General features: G+C 56.5%; 17 protein-coding genes. 9 read left to right on the top strand and 8 right to left on the bottom strand.

All coding sequences use genetic code 11. The features are described from left to right. Positions 1 to 17 precede the first annotated feature (17 nt). From ADN00_RS07720 to groL, 3 genes are all read left to right on the top strand, one after another. Positions 18 to 1,358: a tetratricopeptide repeat protein gene (locus ADN00_RS07720; RefSeq protein WP_075062384.1), complete on the top strand. Its 1,341-nt coding sequence runs from the start codon at positions 18 to 20 to the stop codon at positions 1,356 to 1,358. Positions 1,359 to 1,514: 156 nt separating this feature from the next. Next, on the top strand, positions 1,515 to 1,811 hold the full coding sequence (gene groES / locus ADN00_RS07725; protein WP_075062385.1) for a co-chaperone GroES: 297 nt from the start codon (positions 1,515 to 1,517) through the stop codon (positions 1,809 to 1,811). A gap of 49 nt (positions 1,812 to 1,860) precedes the next feature. Then, entirely contained in the window at positions 1,861 to 3,492 is a 1,632-nt protein-coding gene (gene groL / locus ADN00_RS07730; protein WP_075062386.1) for a chaperonin GroEL, read from the top strand. A 100-nt stretch (positions 3,493 to 3,592) separates the two neighbouring features. Here groL and ADN00_RS07735 read toward each other — a convergent pair whose 3' ends face one another. Together ADN00_RS07735 and ADN00_RS07740 are read right to left on the bottom strand one after the other, a co-directional pair. Continuing rightward, positions 3,593 to 4,234 carry a DedA family protein gene (locus ADN00_RS07735; protein WP_075062387.1) on the bottom strand — a complete coding sequence of 214 codons (642 nt, stop codon included), beginning with the start codon at positions 4,232 to 4,234 and terminating at the stop codon, positions 3,593 to 3,595. Between the two features lie 57 nt (positions 4,235 to 4,291). Then, positions 4,292 to 4,501, bottom strand: coding sequence for a hypothetical protein (locus ADN00_RS07740; protein WP_075062388.1), 210 nt, complete (start codon positions 4,499 to 4,501; stop codon positions 4,292 to 4,294). Between the two features lie 185 nt (positions 4,502 to 4,686). On the opposite strand from ADN00_RS07740, the gene ADN00_RS07745 reads away from it, so the two are divergent. Together ADN00_RS07745 and ADN00_RS07750 are read left to right on the top strand one after the other, a co-directional pair. Next, entirely contained in the window at positions 4,687 to 5,445 is a 759-nt protein-coding gene (locus ADN00_RS07745) for a hypothetical protein (RefSeq protein ID WP_075062389.1), read from the top strand. Positions 5,446 to 5,608: 163 nt separating this feature from the next. Then, the gene (locus ADN00_RS07750) at positions 5,609 to 7,678 is read left to right on the top strand and encodes a sodium-translocating pyrophosphatase (RefSeq protein WP_075062390.1); all 2,070 of its coding nucleotides are present in this window, start codon (positions 5,609 to 5,611) and stop codon (positions 7,676 to 7,678) included. 92 nt (positions 7,679 to 7,770) lie between these two features. Here ADN00_RS07750 and ADN00_RS07755 read toward each other — a convergent pair whose 3' ends face one another. The 4 genes from ADN00_RS07755 to ADN00_RS07770 all read right to left on the bottom strand — a co-directional run bounded on the left by ADN00_RS07755 (position 7,771) and on the right by ADN00_RS07770 (position 10,469). Continuing rightward, a complete protein-coding gene (locus ADN00_RS07755) occupies positions 7,771 to 8,364 on the bottom strand; it encodes an NADPH-dependent FMN reductase (RefSeq protein ID WP_075062391.1) in 594 nt (197 codons plus the stop codon). A gap of 45 nt (positions 8,365 to 8,409) precedes the next feature. Continuing rightward, positions 8,410 to 9,246: a PIG-L family deacetylase gene (locus ADN00_RS07760; protein ID WP_075062392.1), complete on the bottom strand. Its 837-nt coding sequence runs from the start codon at positions 9,244 to 9,246 to the stop codon at positions 8,410 to 8,412. A gap of 68 nt (positions 9,247 to 9,314) precedes the next feature. Continuing rightward, positions 9,315 to 9,923, bottom strand: a complete 609-nt coding sequence (gene wrbA / locus ADN00_RS07765; RefSeq protein WP_075062393.1) for an NAD(P)H:quinone oxidoreductase — start codon at positions 9,921 to 9,923, stop codon at positions 9,315 to 9,317. 78 nt (positions 9,924 to 10,001) lie between these two features. Continuing rightward, positions 10,002 to 10,469 (bottom strand): MarR family winged helix-turn-helix transcriptional regulator, encoded by a 468-nt coding sequence (locus ADN00_RS07770; protein WP_075062394.1) that lies wholly within the window; start codon positions 10,467 to 10,469, stop codon positions 10,002 to 10,004. A gap of 170 nt (positions 10,470 to 10,639) precedes the next feature. Between ADN00_RS07770 and ADN00_RS07775 the strand changes: the two genes are divergently transcribed. The 3 genes from ADN00_RS07775 (at position 10,640) to ADN00_RS07785 (ending at position 14,643) form a co-directional block, all read left to right on the top strand. Further along, the gene (locus tag ADN00_RS07775) at positions 10,640 to 11,881 is read left to right on the top strand and encodes a hypothetical protein (RefSeq protein ID WP_075062395.1); all 1,242 of its coding nucleotides are present in this window, start codon (positions 10,640 to 10,642) and stop codon (positions 11,879 to 11,881) included. Between the two features lie 236 nt (positions 11,882 to 12,117). Then, positions 12,118 to 13,704 (top strand): response regulator, encoded by a 1,587-nt coding sequence (locus ADN00_RS07780; protein WP_160317488.1) that lies wholly within the window; start codon positions 12,118 to 12,120, stop codon positions 13,702 to 13,704. A 246-nt stretch (positions 13,705 to 13,950) separates the two neighbouring features. Continuing rightward, the gene (locus tag ADN00_RS07785) at positions 13,951 to 14,643 is read left to right on the top strand and encodes an NBR1-Ig-like domain-containing protein (protein ID WP_075062397.1); all 693 of its coding nucleotides are present in this window, start codon (positions 13,951 to 13,953) and stop codon (positions 14,641 to 14,643) included. Here the strand turns inward: ADN00_RS07785 and ADN00_RS07790 are convergent. Beyond that, positions 14,640 to 15,572 (bottom strand): DMT family transporter, encoded by a 933-nt coding sequence (locus ADN00_RS07790; RefSeq protein WP_075062398.1) that lies wholly within the window; start codon positions 15,570 to 15,572, stop codon positions 14,640 to 14,642. The two genes, ADN00_RS07785 and ADN00_RS07790, sit on opposite strands and share 4 nt — an antisense overlap. Positions 15,573 to 15,780: 208 nt before the next feature. On the opposite strand from ADN00_RS07790, the gene ADN00_RS07795 reads away from it, so the two are divergent. Then, positions 15,781 to 17,427, top strand: a complete 1,647-nt coding sequence (locus tag ADN00_RS07795) for an ABC transporter substrate-binding protein (RefSeq protein WP_075062399.1) — start codon at positions 15,781 to 15,783, stop codon at positions 17,425 to 17,427. A 55-nt stretch (positions 17,428 to 17,482) separates the two neighbouring features. Here the strand turns inward: ADN00_RS07795 and ADN00_RS07800 are convergent, their stop codons facing one another. Beyond that, the gene (locus ADN00_RS07800; protein ID WP_075062400.1) at positions 17,483 to 18,289 is read right to left on the bottom strand and encodes a hypothetical protein; all 807 of its coding nucleotides are present in this window, start codon (positions 18,287 to 18,289) and stop codon (positions 17,483 to 17,485) included. Positions 18,290 to 18,306: the final 17 nt, after the last annotated feature.

The raw sequence follows: 18,306 nt of genomic DNA on the forward strand, positions 1-18,306 counted from the left end.
CAGAATCGGTCAATCGTATGAACAGACCCCTCAGCCGTCCGCTCTTTCACAAGCAGCGCGCGCGCAGCGAACCTTACCGGGTATTGGTTTTGCTCCTCTTGCTGGTAGCCGGCCTCTTTGTTTTGCGTGCCGTGGATCAGGACCAAATCCGCTCACCGTTCGACCCCACCCCCGTTCCTACCCGCACGGGCTTCTCATGGGCAACCGAAGCCCAAACTCAATTCCAGGCTGGCAACCTGGTGATGGCGATCAATGCCTACCAGTCCGCCCTGGAGCTGGAGCCCAATAACGCAGAAATGTGGGCCGAGTTGTCCCGCATCCAGTCGTACCGCTCCACCCAGCTCACCACCGACGCCGAAAAACGCGAGCAGTTACTGGCCGCCATCGAATCGGCTGACCGCGCCATCGCCGCCGACGACTTCAACAGCAACGCTCATGCCGCCCGCGCCTTCGCCCTCGACTGGTTCTCCAACCCCAACCTCTCTGGCGCCGACTCAGAACGCTACCTCACCGAAGCCGAACAGGAAGCCGTGCGCGCCATCCAGCTCGACAATCGAAACGCCCTGGCTCTGGCCTATTATGCCGAAATCCTCAACGACCAGATGAAATGGACCCAGGCATCCCAATACATTGTCCAGGCCCTCGAGCGCGATTCAACCCTGATGGATGTGCACCGCGTCAACGCCGGCATCCAGGAAACCCTCGCCAACTACGGCGAAGCGATCAACGAATACAAGCGCGCCACCGAAATCACCCCCAATCTCACCTTCCTGTACCTCAACATCGGCGTTAATTACCGCCAATTGCAGCAGTATGAACGCGCCCTGGAATATTTTGCCAAAGCCGCCAACATTAACGAACAGCTCGGCGTGAACGACCCCACCCCCTATATTGCCATCGGCAAAACCTACTCACAGGTTGGCGAATTCTTCATCGCCGCGCGCAACGTGCGCAAAGCCCTGCAGCTTAACCCCACCAACCCTGATGTCTACGGATCGCTGGGCATCATCTACTTCAAATCGCGCAATTACGAAGGCGCCATCGAAGCCCTCAAGTGCGCGGTGCGTGGATGCGACGCGCAAGAGACCTGTAATGTGCGTATGGGAAGCGTCTGTGAAGAAAGTGAAGTGGATCCACAGTTTACCATCGAAGGCATGCCTCTCTCCGGCAGCACGGTGGTGTATTACTACACCTACGGCTCTGCTCTGGCTGGCATGGCGCGCCCTTACAATGATTACTGCGTCGAGGCCCGCGCTTTAATGAATGAAGTGCGCGCCCAGTTCAGCGGCGAGCCGGTGGTGATGCAAATTGTGGAAGAAAACGAAGCCGTTTGCGACCAGTTTGTAACCTATCCCTGATCTGTATCAGAATTTTATAAGAAACAGTTAATCTCTCTTGACTTCCTTTTCAAAGCAAGTTATTATTCCTCATGCAATTAGCACTCTTATTAATAGAGTGCTAAATCGCCAGAATATAGGCATGATCCCTTTCAAACTTGATACAGGAGGAAATGTATGTCACTCAATCTTAAACCCCTTGGCAACCGCATCGTGGTAGAGCCTTTGGAGCAAGAAGAAAAAACTTCAGCCGGCCTTTATCTGCCCGATACCGCCAAAGAAAAACCCCAACAGGGTGTTGTTCTGGCTGTTGGGCCTGGCGACCGCGACGAGAAGGGCGAGCGCATCCCCATGGATGTCAAAGTGGATGACATCGTATTGTTTGCCAAATACGCAGGCACCGAAGTGAAAATCGACGGCAAGAAAATCCTCATCATGCGTGAGAACGACCTGCTTGCCATCGTTGAGAAGTAGTCTTTCCCAACTATCGAAATAAAAAAATCATTCATTAAGGAGTTTTCCTATGGCTAAACAGCTTGTTTTTGATGAAGAAGCCCGCCGAAAGTTAAAAGCCGGTATCGATATCGTTGCGACCGCCGTTGCCACTACCTTAGGCCCCAAGGGCCGCAACGTGGCGATCGATCGCAAATTCGGCTCTCCCACCATCACCCACGACGGCGTGACTGTAGCCAAAGAAATTGAACTCGAAGATCCCTTCGAGAACATGGGTGCCCAACTGCTCAAAGAAGCGGCTACCAAAACCAACGACATCGCCGGTGACGGCACCACCACTTCCACCGTATTGGCCCACGCGGTTGTTTCTGAAGGCCTCAAAACCCTGGCCGCCGGCGCCAACCCCATGCTCCTCAAACGCGGCATCGAGGCGGCCACAAAAGCCATCTCCGACGCTATCCGCGACCAGTCCATTGAACTGACCACCAAAGATGACATTGCCAATGTTGCCACCATCTCGGCGCAAGACCGCACCATCGGCCAGCTCATCGCCGATGTGATGGACAAAGTTGGCAAAGACGGCGTCATCACCGTGGAAGAGTCCAAAGGCCTGGAATTCGAACAGGAATACGTTGAGGGTATGCAGTTCGACCGCGGTTACATCTCGCCCTACTTCGTAACCGACGCCGAGCACATGGAAGCCGTGATCAATGAGCCGTACATCCTCATCTACGACAAGAAAATCTCTGCCGCCACCGATATCGTCCCCCTGCTGGAGAAACTGGTGCAGATCGGCAAGCGCGAGCTAGTGATCATCGCCGAAGATGTGGACGGCGAAGCCCTCGCCACTATGGTTCTGAACAAACTGCGCGGCATGCTTAACGTGCTGGCTATCAAAGCCCCCGGCTTTGGTGATCGCCGCAAAGCCATGCTGCAAGACGTCGCCATCCTCACCGGCGCCCAGGTCATCTCGGAAGAGACCGGCCGCAAGCTGGACACCGCCACAGTTGCCGACCTCGGCCGCGCCGAGAAAGTCGTCGCTGACAAAGACAACACCACCATCGTGGGCGGCAAGGGCGATGAATCGGCCATCAAAGGCCGCATCGAGCAGATCCGCGTTGAAATCGACAAATCGACCAGCGATTACGACCGCGAGAAACTGCAAGAACGTCTGGCCAAACTCTCTGGCGGCGTTGCCATCATTCGTGTTGGCGCGGCCACCGAGACCGAGCTCAAAGAGAAGAAACACCGCGTGGAAGACGCCCTCTCGGCCACCCGCGCTGCAGTGGAAGAAGGCATCGTCCCTGGTGGCGGCGTGACGCTGATCAACGCCATCGAAGCGGTTGATAAAGTCAAACTGGAAAACGAAGACGAGCAGATCGGTGTTTCGATCATGCGCCGCGCTCTCGAAGTGCCCATGCGCAAAATCACCGAGAATGCTGGCAAAGATGGCGCCGTCATCATTGCCAACGTCAAACGCGAACAGACCGAAGCCAAGAACTCAAAGATCGGTTACGACGTACTCTCTGAGAAATATGTCGACATGGTCAAAGCCGGTATCATCGACCCCGCCAAAGTAACCCGCGGCGCTGTTGAGAACGCGGCATCCATCGCCGCCATGATCCTCACCACCGAAGCCCTCATCACCGACATTCCGGTGAAAGAAGCCCCGGCCCCGGCTCCCCAGCCGCCCATGTACTAAACCGTTCGGAAAACGACGAACAAAAAACAGGAGCGCGGACGCGCTCCTGTTTTATTATGAAATCCGTCATCCCAACCGGGAGCCAACCAAAGTCTTCTTATCAGGCTTTCGCCGTTACCTGTTTTCGCCAACGAATAGCGATAAACAGCACCACCGCGATTCCGCACACCACAATCACCACGTTCTGGTAAACCCCAATCCACTCAGCCACCACGGGCCAGCTAGCCCCCAGCAGCCGCCCCGCAAACGACAGCACAAAATTCCACAATGAGGTGCCCAGCACGGTGAAAAATAAAAACTTCACCATGTTCATACTGGCCAGCCCGGCCGGGATCGAGATCAGGCTGCGCACAATCGGCACCATGCGCCCAAAAAAGATCACCCAATCGCCGTAGCGGTCGAACCAGCGCAGCGAGCGGTCAAAATCTTCATTCGAGATCGTCAGGTACTTACCGAATTTATCAATCAGCCAGCGCACCCGCTCTTCGCCCAGCAGCTTGCCCAGCGCGTAAAAAACCAGCGCCCCGGCCAGCGAGCCAAGCATACCCCACAGCACCACACCCAAAATGGAGAACCGCCCGGTCAGCGTCAGGCTGCCCGCCAAAGGAAGCACGATTTCGGAAGGAATGGGGGGAAACAGATTCTCTAAAAACATCACCAGAGTCAGGCCGGGGTATCCCAACGAACTGATCACCGATTCTGCCCAGATTTTGATCGCGTCTAAAATTTGTCCAAGATTCATGGGGTATTCATCTCCATTGAATTTCCCTGAAAAAAAACAGGGGGTTGATGTCTGATTTTAACATAGATTTTCGCCTTCTGCCCAACCCGCTGCCTGCCACACCCGCACAGCCCCAACAGCCATAGATTCTGGCGAAAAACTGCGGCTCATTTGCATAGACAACCCCATTTCGCTTTTGTTTTTCAGCGCTTCTTGATATACAATAATTTTAAGAGCCATCCTCAACCCTTTCGCCGCGCTGGAGCTGTAGAAAGTGAGCATTGGCATGCGCTTTCCTGACATTAATCCAAGATTAACTATTGAAGTTGTCAGGGCGAATGTGGTAAAATTTTCTACGCTCCGAAAAGTTTTTCAATTTTCCCAGCGCAATCTATCCCGGCGTGGTTGGGGTTCGCGAGGCTCTTCTTCTCTGTTCCCCCTATCCATTCCAACGCAATACAGGAGGTGTGACAATGACTGTTCATTTGTACCTGTCCCTTGTGCCCGAGGCGCTGATTGCATCCATGCTGGATCCCGAAGAGTTCGGAGTCTACTACGCCGTTGGAACCGAAAAGAAATCTCGCGGCCAGGCCATCTTTTTCGAAATTGATCCCGCCTACCGCAACGATTTCTTCGCCATTGAAGAAGGCGTTCAACGCTGTGTTCCCCACGAGGACGGCGCCCCCAAAGCTTCCATTTACATCTCTGTCTATCGCGTCTTGGAACACATCTCTATGGATGCCATTCAGGCTCTTTACCTGACCACCCAAGACGGCCGCACACTGAAACTCGAAACCAGCAGCGATATCCCCGCCCCCACCAGCCGGCTGCACCTCTACCAAGAAATTGCCCCCGTCAGCCCCTTGGTTTGCAGCACCCTCGACCCGGTCAAATTCTACGACCTGATCGTGCGCAACCCTGCCTCCCTGCTCACCTTACCGGCCATCTGCTTTGTGGATCTGCGACTCGGTGAGCTGGCAGAAGACCCAATGGGCGGCGCGGTGGGAGACCTGCCCTACGATAATATTGATCATTTACGCGAAGTTCTGGCCAGTATGAAAACCAAGCACACAAAAATGGTGGACCGCACCCATTCTGCCACCCTCGCGTACCGAACCATAAAAACCGGTGTTTATGTCGGTAATAAAGAAAAGTTGTTGTTCTTCCCCATGCCGACTCAGGAAGAACTGAAAGCTCACCATTACAACTGGTGGCGTTCCGCTAGAATGTAAGCGCGGACCCCGGCGGTGGCCCCTCAGTGCTGCCGCCGGTTAACCCATTTCTTTGGACACCGCACCCCGCTGTTGAGGGGCTCTAGCGCTTTTGGGCTATCCGCCTCACGCGGGGTGAAGTATGTCTGGAGACTTAATCAAATTTTTTTTATAGGAGAGTCGTATGGATCAAATCTGGTTGTTCATTGCAATCGCGATCGGCATTGTGTCGGTCGGTGTAGCCATCTGGCTATATAACTGGGTCATGCGCCAGGATCCTGGCACGGAAAAGGCTCAGGAAGTAGCCTCTTGGATTCAAGAAGGCGCGCGTTCTTACCTGGCCAAGCTTTACCGCGCGCTCACCCTGGTAGCTGTTGCTTTGGGTATCATCATCGCTATTGTTTTCAGCTTTGATGTCTCTGGCGCGACCTCAGGCGTGGAAGCCTACCCCCTGCGCGGCATTTTCACCGCCCTGGCATTCATCTTCGGCGCGTTGTGTTCTGCCGTTGCCGGCTACATGGGTATGAGCATCGCCGTCCAAGCCAATGTTCGCTCAGCCACCGCTGCCAACAAAGACCTCAACACCGCCTTCCGCGTGGCCTTCTACGCCGGTTCGGTGATGGGTCTCGCCATGGTTGGCCTGGCCGTCATCGGTATGTCCACCATTTACCTTCTCACTAAAGACCCCGAAATTGTGTTGGGCTTCAGCTTCGGCGCCTCATTGCTGGCGCTGCTGGCCAAAGCGGGCGGCGGCATTTACACCAAAACCGCCGACATCGCTGCTGACCTGGTGGGTAAAGTTGAAGTGGGCATCCCTGAAGACGATCCCCGCAATCCCGCCGTGGTCGCCGACAACGTGGGTGACAATGTGGGTGACGTGGCCGGTATGGGCGCCGATATCTTCGACTCTTACGTTGCCAGCGCCGTGGCCGTTATGCTCCTCGGTGCCAGCTTTGCCGACAAGGCCCTTGCTGCCAAATACATCGTCTTCCCACTGGTGGTCTGCATGCTGGGCGGCCTGGCTTCCCTCATCGGTATCCAGTTTGTGCGCGTGGGTAAAAACGGCAAACCCGGCGACGCTCTTAATCGCGGCACCATCATCACCTGCATTCTCCTGGCCGCTCTGATGGTACCCATGATCTTTATTGGCGACTACAACATCGGCGTTCTGTGGGCCACCCTCATCGGTATCACCACCGGTGTCATCATTGGTTTCACCTCCGAATATTTCACCAGTGAAGAATTCAAACCCGTCAAAGAGACGGCCAAAGTCTCCGGCTCCGGCTCCGCCATCACCATCATCACCGGCTTCAGCTACGGCCTGGTTTCCATCGTTCCTTCCATTGTCGGCATCGTCATTGCCACCCTGGCATCCTACTACGTCACCGAAGCCGCTGGCTTGCCCGGCATCTATGGTATCGGCGTGGCCGCGGTGGGTATGCTCTCCGTCTCCGGAATGATCGTTTCCGCCGACGCCTACGGTCCCATCGTAGATAACGCCCGCGGTATCGCTGAAATGGCCGGCATGGATCAGCACGTCATCGAAACCGCCGATATTCTCGACTCGGCCGGCAACACGGCCAAAGCCATCACCAAAGGCTTCTCTATCTCCGCCGCCGCCCTCACTGTGCTGGCCCTTTTCGCCGCCTACGCCGAAGTGGTCCAAGCGCGCGGTGTCGAGCTTACCATCAGCCTGCGCGATCCGCTTGTGGTCGCCGGTGTTCTGCTGGGTGCCATGACCCCGCCACTCTTCAGCGCGCTCACCATGCTCTCGGTAACGCACAACGCTTTCGACATGATCGAAGAAATCCGCCGCCAGTTCCGCGAAGATCCCGGCATTTTGGCTGGCACCTCCAAACCCGACTATGTAACCTGTGTGGGTCTGGCCGCCCAAGGCGCGCTGTCCTCACTGGTCATCCCCGCCTTCCTGGCGGTTGGTCTGCCCATCCTGGTCGGCCTCGTGCTGGGCCCCAACCCCCTGGGTGGTTTCCTGGGCGGCGCCATCTTCACCGGTGTGATCTTTGCCCTGCTGATGGCCAACGCCGGCGGCCTGTGGGACAATTCCAAGAAATACATTGAAACCGGTCAATTCGGCGGCCCCGGCTCCGAAGCCCACAAAGCCGCGGTTGTTGGTGACACGGTCGGCGACCCCTTCAAAGATACCGCTGGTCCGTCCCTCAACACCCTCATCACGGTGATGTCGCTGGTTGCTTCTCTGTTCGCCCCCATCATCGCAATGTTCCACCTCTTCTAAACCAGAGGACAAATTTTACTCCCCCATTTTTCGATCTGGAAAATGGGGGAGTTTTCTTTTAACGATAAGGTTGTGAAGATCTGAGCGACATCCTAGTTCATCGTCGGATAGGCGACACCCTTCATGCGCACCGCCAGGTCGGTTACCACCGATCCCAACAGTTCCAGGCGTGTCGCGGCAGCCTCTTCCATCGCGCCCATCTCCACATCCACCTTCCTGGCCGCGAAATGCAGCGGCACGCTCAGCGGAGATACCACCGCCCGCAGAGAATGCGCCACATCCGTCATCGCGCGGATCGTGTTGATTGAGGCTTGATCACCCGCCGAAGAAGCGATCAACCCCACCACGCGATTTTCCAAAAAAGATTGGCCGCCTTGTTTCAGAAATACCAGAAAATCCATCGCGTTCTTGAAAGAACCAGCCATGCTGCCATTGTAGGCCGCCGTGCTCCAAATCATGGCGTCCGCGTTCCTGGCGCTTTCCACCAGCCGCTTCACGTTCTCGCCATACGCTTCCAACGGCTTGCCCGGCACAAACATTGGCAGGTCCAGCTCGCGCAAATCAAGCAGCTCAACAACCGCTCCGGCTTTTTCAGCCGCGCTCAACGCCTTCTTCAAGCTCGCCAGGCTGGTCGACTTTTCGGCCAGCGTTCCACCTATTCCCAAAATTCGCACTTGCTCGTTCATGGTTACCTCAATCAAGACCCCTAAAAATAAAGTAGAAGATGCAATTTAAAAATTTGCCAATAAATCCGTATACTGCTGGCCGAATGGCGCAGTTGGACGCGCCATCCAGAAATATTCCACACTCATTAACCGGCGCATCTCTTCGGCAGGCACCCGGCGAAACAGATTCTGCGGTCCAAACTGCGTTGCGTGACATTCCAAAGCCCGCCATTTGGCATCCACATAATCGCTTACGTCCACCGCGAAGTTGATTTGCGCCTCCCACGCGTCGGTCTGCGCTTTTTCCAGCCAGGCCAGATCGCTCGCGTCCTGCCCCAGGCGCTGCATCGTCTCGCGCAGACCGGCGAAGAAAGACTGTGGGATGCCCGTAAAGAACAGCCGCTCAGCCCGGTGCGCCGCGCCCAACCCCGGCCAGACTTGTTCATCGGCGGCCAGGTCAAACGCCTTCACCGTGTGCTGGTGAATGGCAATGTGGTCCGGGTGCCCGTATCCGCCGTTGGGTTCAAAAGTGATCACCACATCCGGGCGGAATTGGCGCATAATCTCGACCAGCTTGCTTTGCACCTGGTGGGCATCGGCATTAACAAACGACAGCGGGCTGCGGTTCAAGTCCGTTCCATCCATCCCCGAATCGCAGTAATCCAGAAAATGCACAGCTTGAATCCCCAACGCCTTCGCCGCGCAGCGCAATTCCTGCTCGCGCACTTCACCCAACTGCTCGGCGGTTGCCAGGCGGCTGTCAGAAATCTCACCGGCTTCACCCCTCGTCGCCGAGACCAGTTCCACCTCATGCCCTTCAGCCGCACAGCGCGCCAACGTGCCCCCCACACCAAACGCTTCATCATCCGGGTGCGCGAAAACCGCCAAAATTCGTTTACGCATTCGCCTGCCTCTTCCTTTAGGGGATCAAGGCGACCTGTTGCCCGTCTTGATCCCCCATGAATGATCGTCTACCCTTGACCGGCTTTGATCCAGCCCGCCACCTTCACCAGCCGCCGCGTCATGTAGCGCACCGCGTCTAGCGCCGCCGCGGATACCGGCTCACCGTTGGCGCTTGTGCTCACACCATACGGGTTTCCACCAGCCGCGAAGACCGCCGCGTCTGTATAACCGGGCGGCACGATAATGCTGCCCCAATGATAAAACGTGTTATAAAGCGCCAGCAGCGTGCTTTCTTGCCCGCCGTGCGGGTTCTGGGCGCTGGTGAATGCAGCTACCGCCTTGTTGGAGAGTTTCCCCTGCGCCCACAATGGGCCGGTAGTATCGATAAACTGCTTCATTTGAGACGCAACGTTTCCAAATCGGGTTGGCGCGCCAAATAAATAGGCATCTGCCCAATCCAGATCATCCAGGCTTGCCACCTGAACATCATTGCTGTCTTCCACATATTGCTTCCAGGCCGGGTTAGAATCAATGGCCACCTGGGGAGCCAGCTCTTGCACCTTGCGCAATCGGACTTCAGCCCCGGCATCTTCTGCCGCCTGCTTTGCAGCCAGCGCCATCTGGTAATTTGCGCCCGTTGAGCTGTAATAAATAATTGAGAGTTTAACTTTAGACATATTGTTGTTCTCCTGTAATGGTCAGTAATGGATACCGCTAACTGGATTTTGCCAGCCGGGAGGTTCTATCTGGATCGATTACGCCGGATGGACCCTCTCGGCCAGTGAAATCCCAAGTTTTTTGCAGAGGCGTCCCAATTCCTCTTGTTCTTCGGCGTTCAACGCACCCATCAACTCCACAATCCTCTCCACATGCTGCGGGAAGATGGCCGAAATCAACGCCTTCCCTTCAGATGTCAGATGCACGGTAACGACCCGCCGGTCATCCTGGCTGCGAACCCGCTTCACCAAACCGCGTTTTTCAAGGTTATCAATCACCAGGGTCATGTTGCCGGTGCTTTTCAACTGCTTCGCGCTGATCTCGCAGTGCGGCAGCGGCCCCAGGTGATAGAGAGTCTCGAGCACGCCGAATTGGGTGATCGTCAAATCACTGTACGCCCCATTCGCCGCCAGATACGACATTACCGAATTGGCCGCTCGCGTCAGCTTGATGAAGGCGTTCAAACTACGGATTTCTTCTTCTGTCCCCTGATAATGGGTCGCCATAATACCTCCATATCAAACTATTTTATGTTTATATATTATCTAATTCTATCTTTATTGTCCATTATTACTCCCTCAGAACCTTATACAGACCCCTCACCTTGAATCCGCTCGCAAAAAAACGCGTTTTTATAGTATGATATTGGCTAATACCGATGAAACGGCACAGGTCTATGCAAGAAAAAGAAAACCAAACCGCCCAACCCCGCTCTTTTCAATCCCTTCTTCCCACGCTGGGAATCGGATTTTTGTTAACCATCGTCCTCATCTCGTTGGGGTTATCCATCTGGATGACCGCCCCCTCTTATCTCGCGAAAGTGCGCGGCACGCCAACCCCCAGCCCTTTACCCCCCACGGCCACCCTGCTGCCCACCACCACCGCCACCATCACACCCCTGCCTTCAGACACACCTCTGCCCAGCGCCACCCCTTATCCTGCCTCCGCTTGGAAGGTGGAAGACCTGAGCCAGGTCAACCCTCCGATTCCAGGCCCGGCTTTGGAGGCCATTGTTCTCAACAATGACACCAGCGTTACCGTTGATCCGCCCTTCTCGTCCATTTTATGGACCAATTCAGCTGATCTCGGCCTGGGCATCGATTTTGAAGACGACTTTTACGCCACCTACAGCGCGGGTTCGGCAACCTGGGCGCTCGATAAACCACTTGCCCCCGGCTACTACCAGATCTACGTTCTCGACACGGCTTACAGTTCTGGCGGCGTTTTGGATTACGTTGTCTCCAACAGCACCGGCCAGATCGGTCCTATCTCTGGCCGCACGCGCGTACTCTTCTCTTCCAGCTTTACCACTCCGCCGCAAACCAACAGCACATGGGAATCCATCGGCATCTATAAACTCGACCAGCCTGATCTCCTCACCATCTCCACTGCTTGGGAAGACCGCAACGAGTACACCATCGTTGCCATTGACCGCGTGCTGATCACCCGCCTGCCCGATTCGACCGGACAATTGCTCTCTGAGCTGCCTCACAGCGGTTTGAATTATGTCTACGACGATCTCAGCGCCAACCTGACAGTGCGCGACCCCTTGTTTGAGCGCGAAGGTCGCTCTTGGGGCGACCGCTACCAGTCGATCCTCAACCCCGAATATGACGTTACCCTCACCTGGAAATCTGATAATGTTATTCCGGTTGCCAACTACGAGATCTTCGCTTACCTGCCGGCCACCAAAGGCTCAGTAGAAGGCGAGTTTCATTTCCTCGTCAACGGTGATGAGTTCTTAAAAGACCCCGAAACCATCTCTCTCAACACCGACACGGCCGGTTGGGTCTCGCTCGGCACGCTTGAAATCCCCGAAGTCTACGGTGTGGCCGTAAACTTCGAGATGAGCATGAAAGTGCCCGCGGGTTCGGTTGGAGAAGTTCCGCTTGACGCCGTGGGGTTGGCTCAGCGCTGACCCCTTTTTCTGGCATCCCATTACTGTTGCTCTTGCCAGGCGCAATGCTCATGTATAATTTCATTAGACAGGTTTGACAATCTCGACTGCGGTGTGAGAAAAAACGACCGCCTTGTTCGCCAACAGACAGCCAGGAATCAAGAGAGTTTAGGATCCTTATGGGTGAGACAGATACCTCTCCACAAGATAATCATTCCGGGGCTTCATCCACAATTCATGAGCTATCTGCGAGGATTATGCAGTTGGCCTCTTTTCTCAATGCCAATCTGCAACATGATCGCGCCGTCACAGAGCTATCCAGCATCAAAAATCTGGCCGTAGAACTGGCCGGGCGCAGCGGCGCGCTGGGCCTGCACGAAGTTAATCAATCGGCCAAGAACATTGAAAGCGAGATCAACCAGATTCTCACCGAGCGCGGCCTTACCCGTTCTACCATCGAAGCCATTCATGAAGAAGTCAGCCAGCTCAAACAGTCCCTCGAAGAGATCCAAACCGCTAAACTGCCTGCCGCCCCCGCGCCTCGAGAAACCAAATTCCGCCAATATGGCCAGCTTGTCTACCTTGAAGAAACCACCTCTACAGACCAGCAGGAATTGATCACCCAGATTGGCTATTTTGGCTACCAGGTAAATTCATTCCACACCATGGAAGAGTTGAAAGAGTCCATCAACAACTCTCTTCCCACCGCCGTATTGATGGACGTGGTCTTTTCCAACGGTGAGTTGCGCGACGCTGCCTTTATTCATGACCTTCAAGATTCGCTCCCCGCTCACGTTCCACTCATTTTCATCAGCGAATACGACGATCTCTCCTCCCGCCTGCAGGCCGTGCGGTCCGGCGGCGTGGCCTACTTCACCAAACCCGTCGATGTGGTTTCGCTCATCGACGCCCTCGATCGCGCCAGCGGCAGCCACCCCATTGAACCGTATCGTGTTCTGCTCGTGGAAGACTCGAAATTCCAGGCCAAACTCTACGCCCAGGTGCTGATAAAGGCCGGTATGCAAGTCAACATTATCACCGATCCTATGACGATCCTCGAAGCCCTGGCTGAATTCAACCCCGACCTGGTATTGCTCGATATGTACATGCCAGACTGCACCGGCATGGAGCTGGCTCAGGTCATCCGTCAGAACGAAACCTTTGTCAGCGTTCCCATTGTATACCTCTCCTCAGAGACTGATAAAGATAAACAGTTGGAAGCCATGAGCTTCGGCGGCGACGACTTCCTCGCCAAGCCCATCCAGCCTCATCATCTGATTACCGCTGTGACCTCGCGCGTCGAGCGTTATCGCAAACTGCGTTCTTTTATGACCCGCGACGGCCTCACCGGGCTTTTCAACCACACCACCATTAAAGAACGCCTGGAACAGGAAATCTCTCGCGCCCGCCGGCACAACATCACCATCTCCTTTGCCATGCTCGACCTCGACCAGTTCAAAAAAATCAATGACACCTATGGTCACCCCACCGGAGACCGCGTGCTGCGCAGTCTCTCGCGCCTGCTGAAACAGCGCCTGCGCCGCACCGACATCATCGGCCGCTACGGCGGCGAGGAGTTTGCCATCATCCTCACCGAAACCGATGCCGAAACAGCCCGCAAAGTGCTGGATGAGCTGCGCCGCGGTTTTGCCAACATCAATCAGGTGTCTGGCAGCCGCCGCTTCAAAACGACCTTTAGCTGCGGTGTCGCCGAATTTCCTGCTTATTCTTCCGCCGCCGCCATTACCGACGCCGCCGACCACGCGCTCTACCTGTCCAAACTCCAGGGCCGCAACCGCGTAGAGATCGCTCCACCTCCGCCGTCCGAATACAACGAGCTTTAGATCCCGGTTCAAAAACGACCCCTATTCAAGAGAGCGTTGAAATCATTAACCCAACCGTAGGCTTCCATGTGCTAATCTGAGAAAAAATTGAGCTGTTCTCTGCGGATTGCTGGCATCCTGGCTCAGTGACCAGGCCTAAAGCTGCCCACTCCACTCTGGACAGGCAGCAAAAACCGGCGCATAATCAAGGCGGGTAGTAAACTAAAGATCGTTCCTTTGATAACCGAGACACATTAGGAGAATAAAATGAATATTCAGCGAACCCGGGCCGCCATTGTGCTGGCCTTCATAACCATTTTGCTTCTCGCGGGTTGCGGTCCGGCGGCTCCGCAGGCCGCCCCCACCCTCAACCCAACCGAGATGGAACAGCAGGTAATATTGCTGCGCACCGCTGCCGCCGAAACCGTTGCGGTTCAGCTCACTGAGCAGGCCGCCCTCTTCCCGTCGGCCACGGTAACCGCCACCGCCACAGAAGCCCCCACTCATACCGCCCAGCCGGCCCAGGCCGAATCGACTCCCATCACCCTGCCGGATGCCACCCAGGCACCCACAACATCGGTTGTGCTGGTTCCCACGGCAACCGCGCGCCCGGCCGCCAACACCACGCCCGCGGAGTGCAAAGTGGTCAGTGTATCTCCTGTTTATAATAACCAGTTCCGCCCCTCCACCGACTTCGACGTCCGCATCACTGTTCAAAACACCGGCACCTTCACCTGGAGTGATGACGACATGGAACTCCGCTACATCACCGGCGACAAATACGAAACGGCCTCCGACAGCTATAAACTAACCAAAGAAGCGAAACCCGGAGAAAACGTGGAATTTGCGATTGATATGATCACCCCCAAAGATGCCGGCCAGTACTCAGCCGCCTGGGGACTTTTCCGCGGCAGCAAAAACCTGTGCGTGATTTACATCAACTTGCAGGTGGTGGATTAGCTCCCGGCTGTATCATTCTGCGCTTCAACCAGTCCGGCTTCGGCCGGGCTGGTTTCTTTTTGGGGTTGAGCGGTGTTGACCAGATACACGCCCAGCAGCACCACGCCGCCGCCCAGTAACTGCCAAATCGCCAGATGCTCGCCAACCAGGGGAATCGCGGCCAGCGCGGTCAGCACCGGCTGCGCAATCATCGTCGGCGAAACCACCGCCGCCGGCAGGTGACCCAGCGCGTAGCTCACCATAAAGTATCCCCCCACCTGCGAGATCACCGCCGCTCCCACAAATGCGAGCCACGTCTCACGCGAATACCCGCCCAGCGAATAACCCATTCCCAGGCTGGCCGCCAGCAGGCACACCGCGCTCGCCGCGGTCATCAGCCAGATATAGGCCAGCGCCGGCAGCTTCTTGCGTCCCTGCTGTGTCACCAGAAAATAGGCCGCGTAAAACACACTCGAAAGCAGTGCCAGAGCATCGCCGCCGCTGAAATGCGGGTGCAGAATTAAGTCGCTGGCCAGCACCACCGCCGCCCCGCTCAACGCGCAGGCCAGCCCCACCCAAAAACGCCCGCTTAATCGCTGCCGCCAAAACAAATAAGAGAGCAGCGCCACCCACAACGGGGCGATATTGTTAAGCAGAGTGGCATTTGCCACCCGTGTGAATTGAATGGACGTGCTCCAAAAACCATGATCCAGCGACGTGAACAGTCCTCCAATCAACGGGAAAACCAGCAGCCCCGGCGAGAAGGCCGGCAGTCCACGCCAACTGCGCAGCCCCAGTGGAACCAGCAGCAGCGCGGCAATAGCCATCCGGTAAAAAGAGGTTACCACCCCCGGCGCCTGCGCCCAGCGCACAAATAGACTGGAAAGCGTCAGCGCCAGCACGCCGCCGCCCAGGGCCAGATAAGGAAGGATCGATTTACCATCACGCATGAGCAGAGATTATACCCTCCGCTCTCCATTCTTGGGTGTTTTTTTCTCTTCGGCAGCAAAATAGTGGTTTCCTTGTCTTGCGGCGGAGATTCTGCTAAGTTCCAGGTTGATGACAATAACACCAGCCTTTGCGCGCAAATCCCTCAGCGAGGTCAAATCCCGTTATAATCAATATCAACCCACCCAACAACCAAACAAGGAGAAGACCATGCGAAAAATCCATCTGCGTGGGCTCGCCACCTTATTCCTCATCACCTTCCTGGCCGCGGGTTGCGCGCTGTTCACCACCCCGGCTCCTCCGGTTAGCTCCGCTCCCACCGCTGTACCGGCCACCGCCACCATTGAACCCACACCCACCACCCCGCCCCAGCCCACACCCACCATCGCAATCCCGGTTGACGCGGCAGTACTCCCCGTTGTCCTCTCGCCCTCTTTTGAAACGCTCGATCCGCGCACCGAATCTTCACCCGAAGCGCGCGCGCTGCAATCTTTGCTCTACCAGACCCTCGTTGCACTCGATACTGCCGGGAATCCCATTGCCGGGCTGGCCTACGGTTGGGAAGCCACCGCAGACGGTCTCTCTTACACCTTCTTCATCCCCACAGGCGCGTCCTTCTCCGACGGGGCCACCATCACAGCCACGGTTGTTTCCCAGAACCTGAATGAGTTTCTACTCACCGCTGGCAGCGCAGCCGCCGTCTACCCCTACAATATCATTGACACCATCGATGCCGTCGACGAAGCCACTCTGGCCATCCGCCTTAAGCAGCCTTGCAACACTTTCCTGCAAGCCCTGGCCAATCCGCGCCTGAGCATCATCTCGCCTGAGTGGATCTCGCGCCCCTCTGCCAGCCTGGCCGATTCTCCCGCCGGCAGCGGGCCTTTCCGGTTGGTGAGCATGGAGACCGGCTCTCAACTCACCTTCTTGAAACGGTCCGAGTACACAGGCGCACCCGTGTTTTTTGATCTCGTGCGCGTAAGCCTGGTTCCTTCCGCCGCCGAAGTCCGCGACCAGCTCACTGCCGGGCAGGCTCTGCTTGGCATCTTCCCGCAGGCCGCCCAGCGCGACCCGCTTCCGACTGCAGAATCCGGCCTGCAAACCCGCCTGCTGGCTCTTCCTGAGATGCAAGTTATGGCCTTTAACTTTACCCGCCCCTTCTTCAACAGCCTTCAGGTCCGGCAGACATTCAACCGCGCCATTGACCGCGCCGCGCTCATCCAGACCGTCTTTATGGGCGACGCGCTAGCGCCCTCCGGCATCTACCCCATCGGCATGTTCGGCGCTTGCGCCGGCGAGGAAGACTACGCATACAACCCCAGTCTCTCCTCTTCGCCGCTCCCCTGGGAAAGAGTTACCCTGCGCGCCCTGGCTCCCGAAGGCCTTTACCGACAAGACCGCGCCCTCATCGAAGCCATGAGCAGCCAGTTCGCCCTGGTTGGCATCAACCTCACCGTGGATTACACTTCGCGTGAAGACTATCCCCGCTCAGTGATTGAAAATCAGCCCCTCGCCAATTACGATCTGTATTTTGTGCAGTTTGAATCTCCCTCTTTCTCCCCCGCTGCGCTCGACGAGTGGTTCCGTTCCAATGGGGCTTTGAATGGCGGTAAATACGCCAACCCGCAAGTCGATGATCTTCTCTCCCGCTCCAGGAACGAGCTGGAACCCGAGCTGGCCGAAGCCCAATACTGCCAGGCCGCCCAGCAAATCTGGGCAGACGCGCCCTATCTCTTCCTCCTCCAGCCGGCGTACACAGTGGCGTATTCATCCTCTCTGGAGGGTTTTACTGCTTCTCCCAACGGGTGGCTGCATCTCGATCTGCTGCGCACAGAGCTGACTACCCCCCCAGAGTAGCCCATAGAATCAAGACCGCCGGATGGGTATCCCCCCGGCGGTCTTCTCTTTATCTTCACGGTCTGTATCCCTGCGCCCACGCTTCCACGCGAACCACATCCGCGGCCACTTCTTCCGGCAGCCCAATCCACACCTCGCTGGCTTCTCCAGGGCTCCAGTAGCCTTTTTCGGGCGACCCAGTCACAATATCTACCAGATGGCTGCTGCCGTCAAACAACGCCGCCGCCACCAGCGGTTTCTCCACCGCCTCACCCGCCTTATTCAAAACTTGCACCGCCGCCGCCGGGATTCCTTGAGCATTGAGTCGAACTGTTGCCCCTGTAACCATAATTTGGTCTTGAATGTACTCGCCGCGATATTCTTCCGGCAAGATTTCAAACACCACCTCCCCGATGGAGCCCCTTTCCACAGCGATCTCAATCACCGCGCCGTTCATGCTTCCCGGCGGGGTAACGTCCAGCAAAGTGTAGCTTTCGCCACTGCCGATCACCTCACCCTGCGAGTTAAGCACCGTCGCCCGTACCAGGGTGAAATCTATCGCCTGAGGCTGGTTGTTGCGCAGCACGGCAAACACCCGCGCCCGCCCTTCACTGCTTACCCGCCAGCCGGATTTTACAATTTCGATTGCCGGCCGCGGCGTGGGGCTGGGCATGCGCGTAATCTGTAGTTCAATCACCTGTGGCGTTTCCGTTTTCCACGCGAAGCGCCGCGTTTCGGCGGTGGCAGTGTTCTCCGCTGCGACCTGTGTCTGGCGCGCGGGCAGGGCTTGCAGCCCCGCGCCAACCACCAACCCGATGCCCAGCGCGCCCGCCAGCCCTGCCAGTAACAGATACAGCCGTTTGTTGGGAGTTGCCTCGTTCATGGAATTGATTCTACATC

This window comes from Ornatilinea apprima (assembly GCF_001306115.1).
Taxonomy (GTDB): Bacteria; Chloroflexota; Anaerolineae; order Anaerolineales; family Anaerolineaceae; genus Ornatilinea; species Ornatilinea apprima.

Excerpts from the sequence above, each read along its gene's own strand:
- ADN00_RS07720 (WP_075062384.1), top strand. The coding sequence starts at position 18 with ATGAACAGACCCCTCAGCCGTCCGCTCTTTCACAAGCAGCGCGCGCGC.
- groES (WP_075062385.1), top strand. The coding sequence starts at position 1,515 with ATGTCACTCAATCTTAAACCCCTTGGCAACCGCATCGTGGTAGAGCCT.
- groL (WP_075062386.1), top strand. The coding sequence starts at position 1,861 with ATGGCTAAACAGCTTGTTTTTGATGAAGAAGCCCGCCGAAAGTTAAAA.
- ADN00_RS07735 (WP_075062387.1), bottom strand. The coding sequence starts at position 4,234 with ATGAATCTTGGACAAATTTTAGACGCGATCAAAATCTGGGCAGAATCG.
- ADN00_RS07740 (WP_075062388.1), bottom strand. The coding sequence starts at position 4,501 with ATGCCAATGCTCACTTTCTACAGCTCCAGCGCGGCGAAAGGGTTGAGG.
- ADN00_RS07745 (WP_075062389.1), top strand. The coding sequence starts at position 4,687 with ATGACTGTTCATTTGTACCTGTCCCTTGTGCCCGAGGCGCTGATTGCA.
- ADN00_RS07750 (WP_075062390.1), top strand. The coding sequence starts at position 5,609 with ATGGATCAAATCTGGTTGTTCATTGCAATCGCGATCGGCATTGTGTCG.
- ADN00_RS07755 (WP_075062391.1), bottom strand. The coding sequence starts at position 8,364 with ATGAACGAGCAAGTGCGAATTTTGGGAATAGGTGGAACGCTGGCCGAA.
- ADN00_RS07760 (WP_075062392.1), bottom strand. The coding sequence starts at position 9,246 with ATGCGTAAACGAATTTTGGCGGTTTTCGCGCACCCGGATGATGAAGCG.
- wrbA (WP_075062393.1), bottom strand. The coding sequence starts at position 9,923 with ATGTCTAAAGTTAAACTCTCAATTATTTATTACAGCTCAACGGGCGCA.
- ADN00_RS07770 (WP_075062394.1), bottom strand. The coding sequence starts at position 10,469 with ATGGCGACCCATTATCAGGGGACAGAAGAAGAAATCCGTAGTTTGAAC.
- ADN00_RS07775 (WP_075062395.1), top strand. The coding sequence starts at position 10,640 with ATGCAAGAAAAAGAAAACCAAACCGCCCAACCCCGCTCTTTTCAATCC.
- ADN00_RS07780 (WP_160317488.1), top strand. The coding sequence starts at position 12,118 with ATGCAGTTGGCCTCTTTTCTCAATGCCAATCTGCAACATGATCGCGCC.
- ADN00_RS07785 (WP_075062397.1), top strand. The coding sequence starts at position 13,951 with ATGAATATTCAGCGAACCCGGGCCGCCATTGTGCTGGCCTTCATAACC.
- ADN00_RS07790 (WP_075062398.1), bottom strand. The coding sequence starts at position 15,572 with ATGCGTGATGGTAAATCGATCCTTCCTTATCTGGCCCTGGGCGGCGGC.
- ADN00_RS07795 (WP_075062399.1), top strand. The coding sequence starts at position 15,781 with ATGCGAAAAATCCATCTGCGTGGGCTCGCCACCTTATTCCTCATCACC.
- ADN00_RS07800 (WP_075062400.1), bottom strand. The coding sequence starts at position 18,289 with ATGAACGAGGCAACTCCCAACAAACGGCTGTATCTGTTACTGGCAGGG.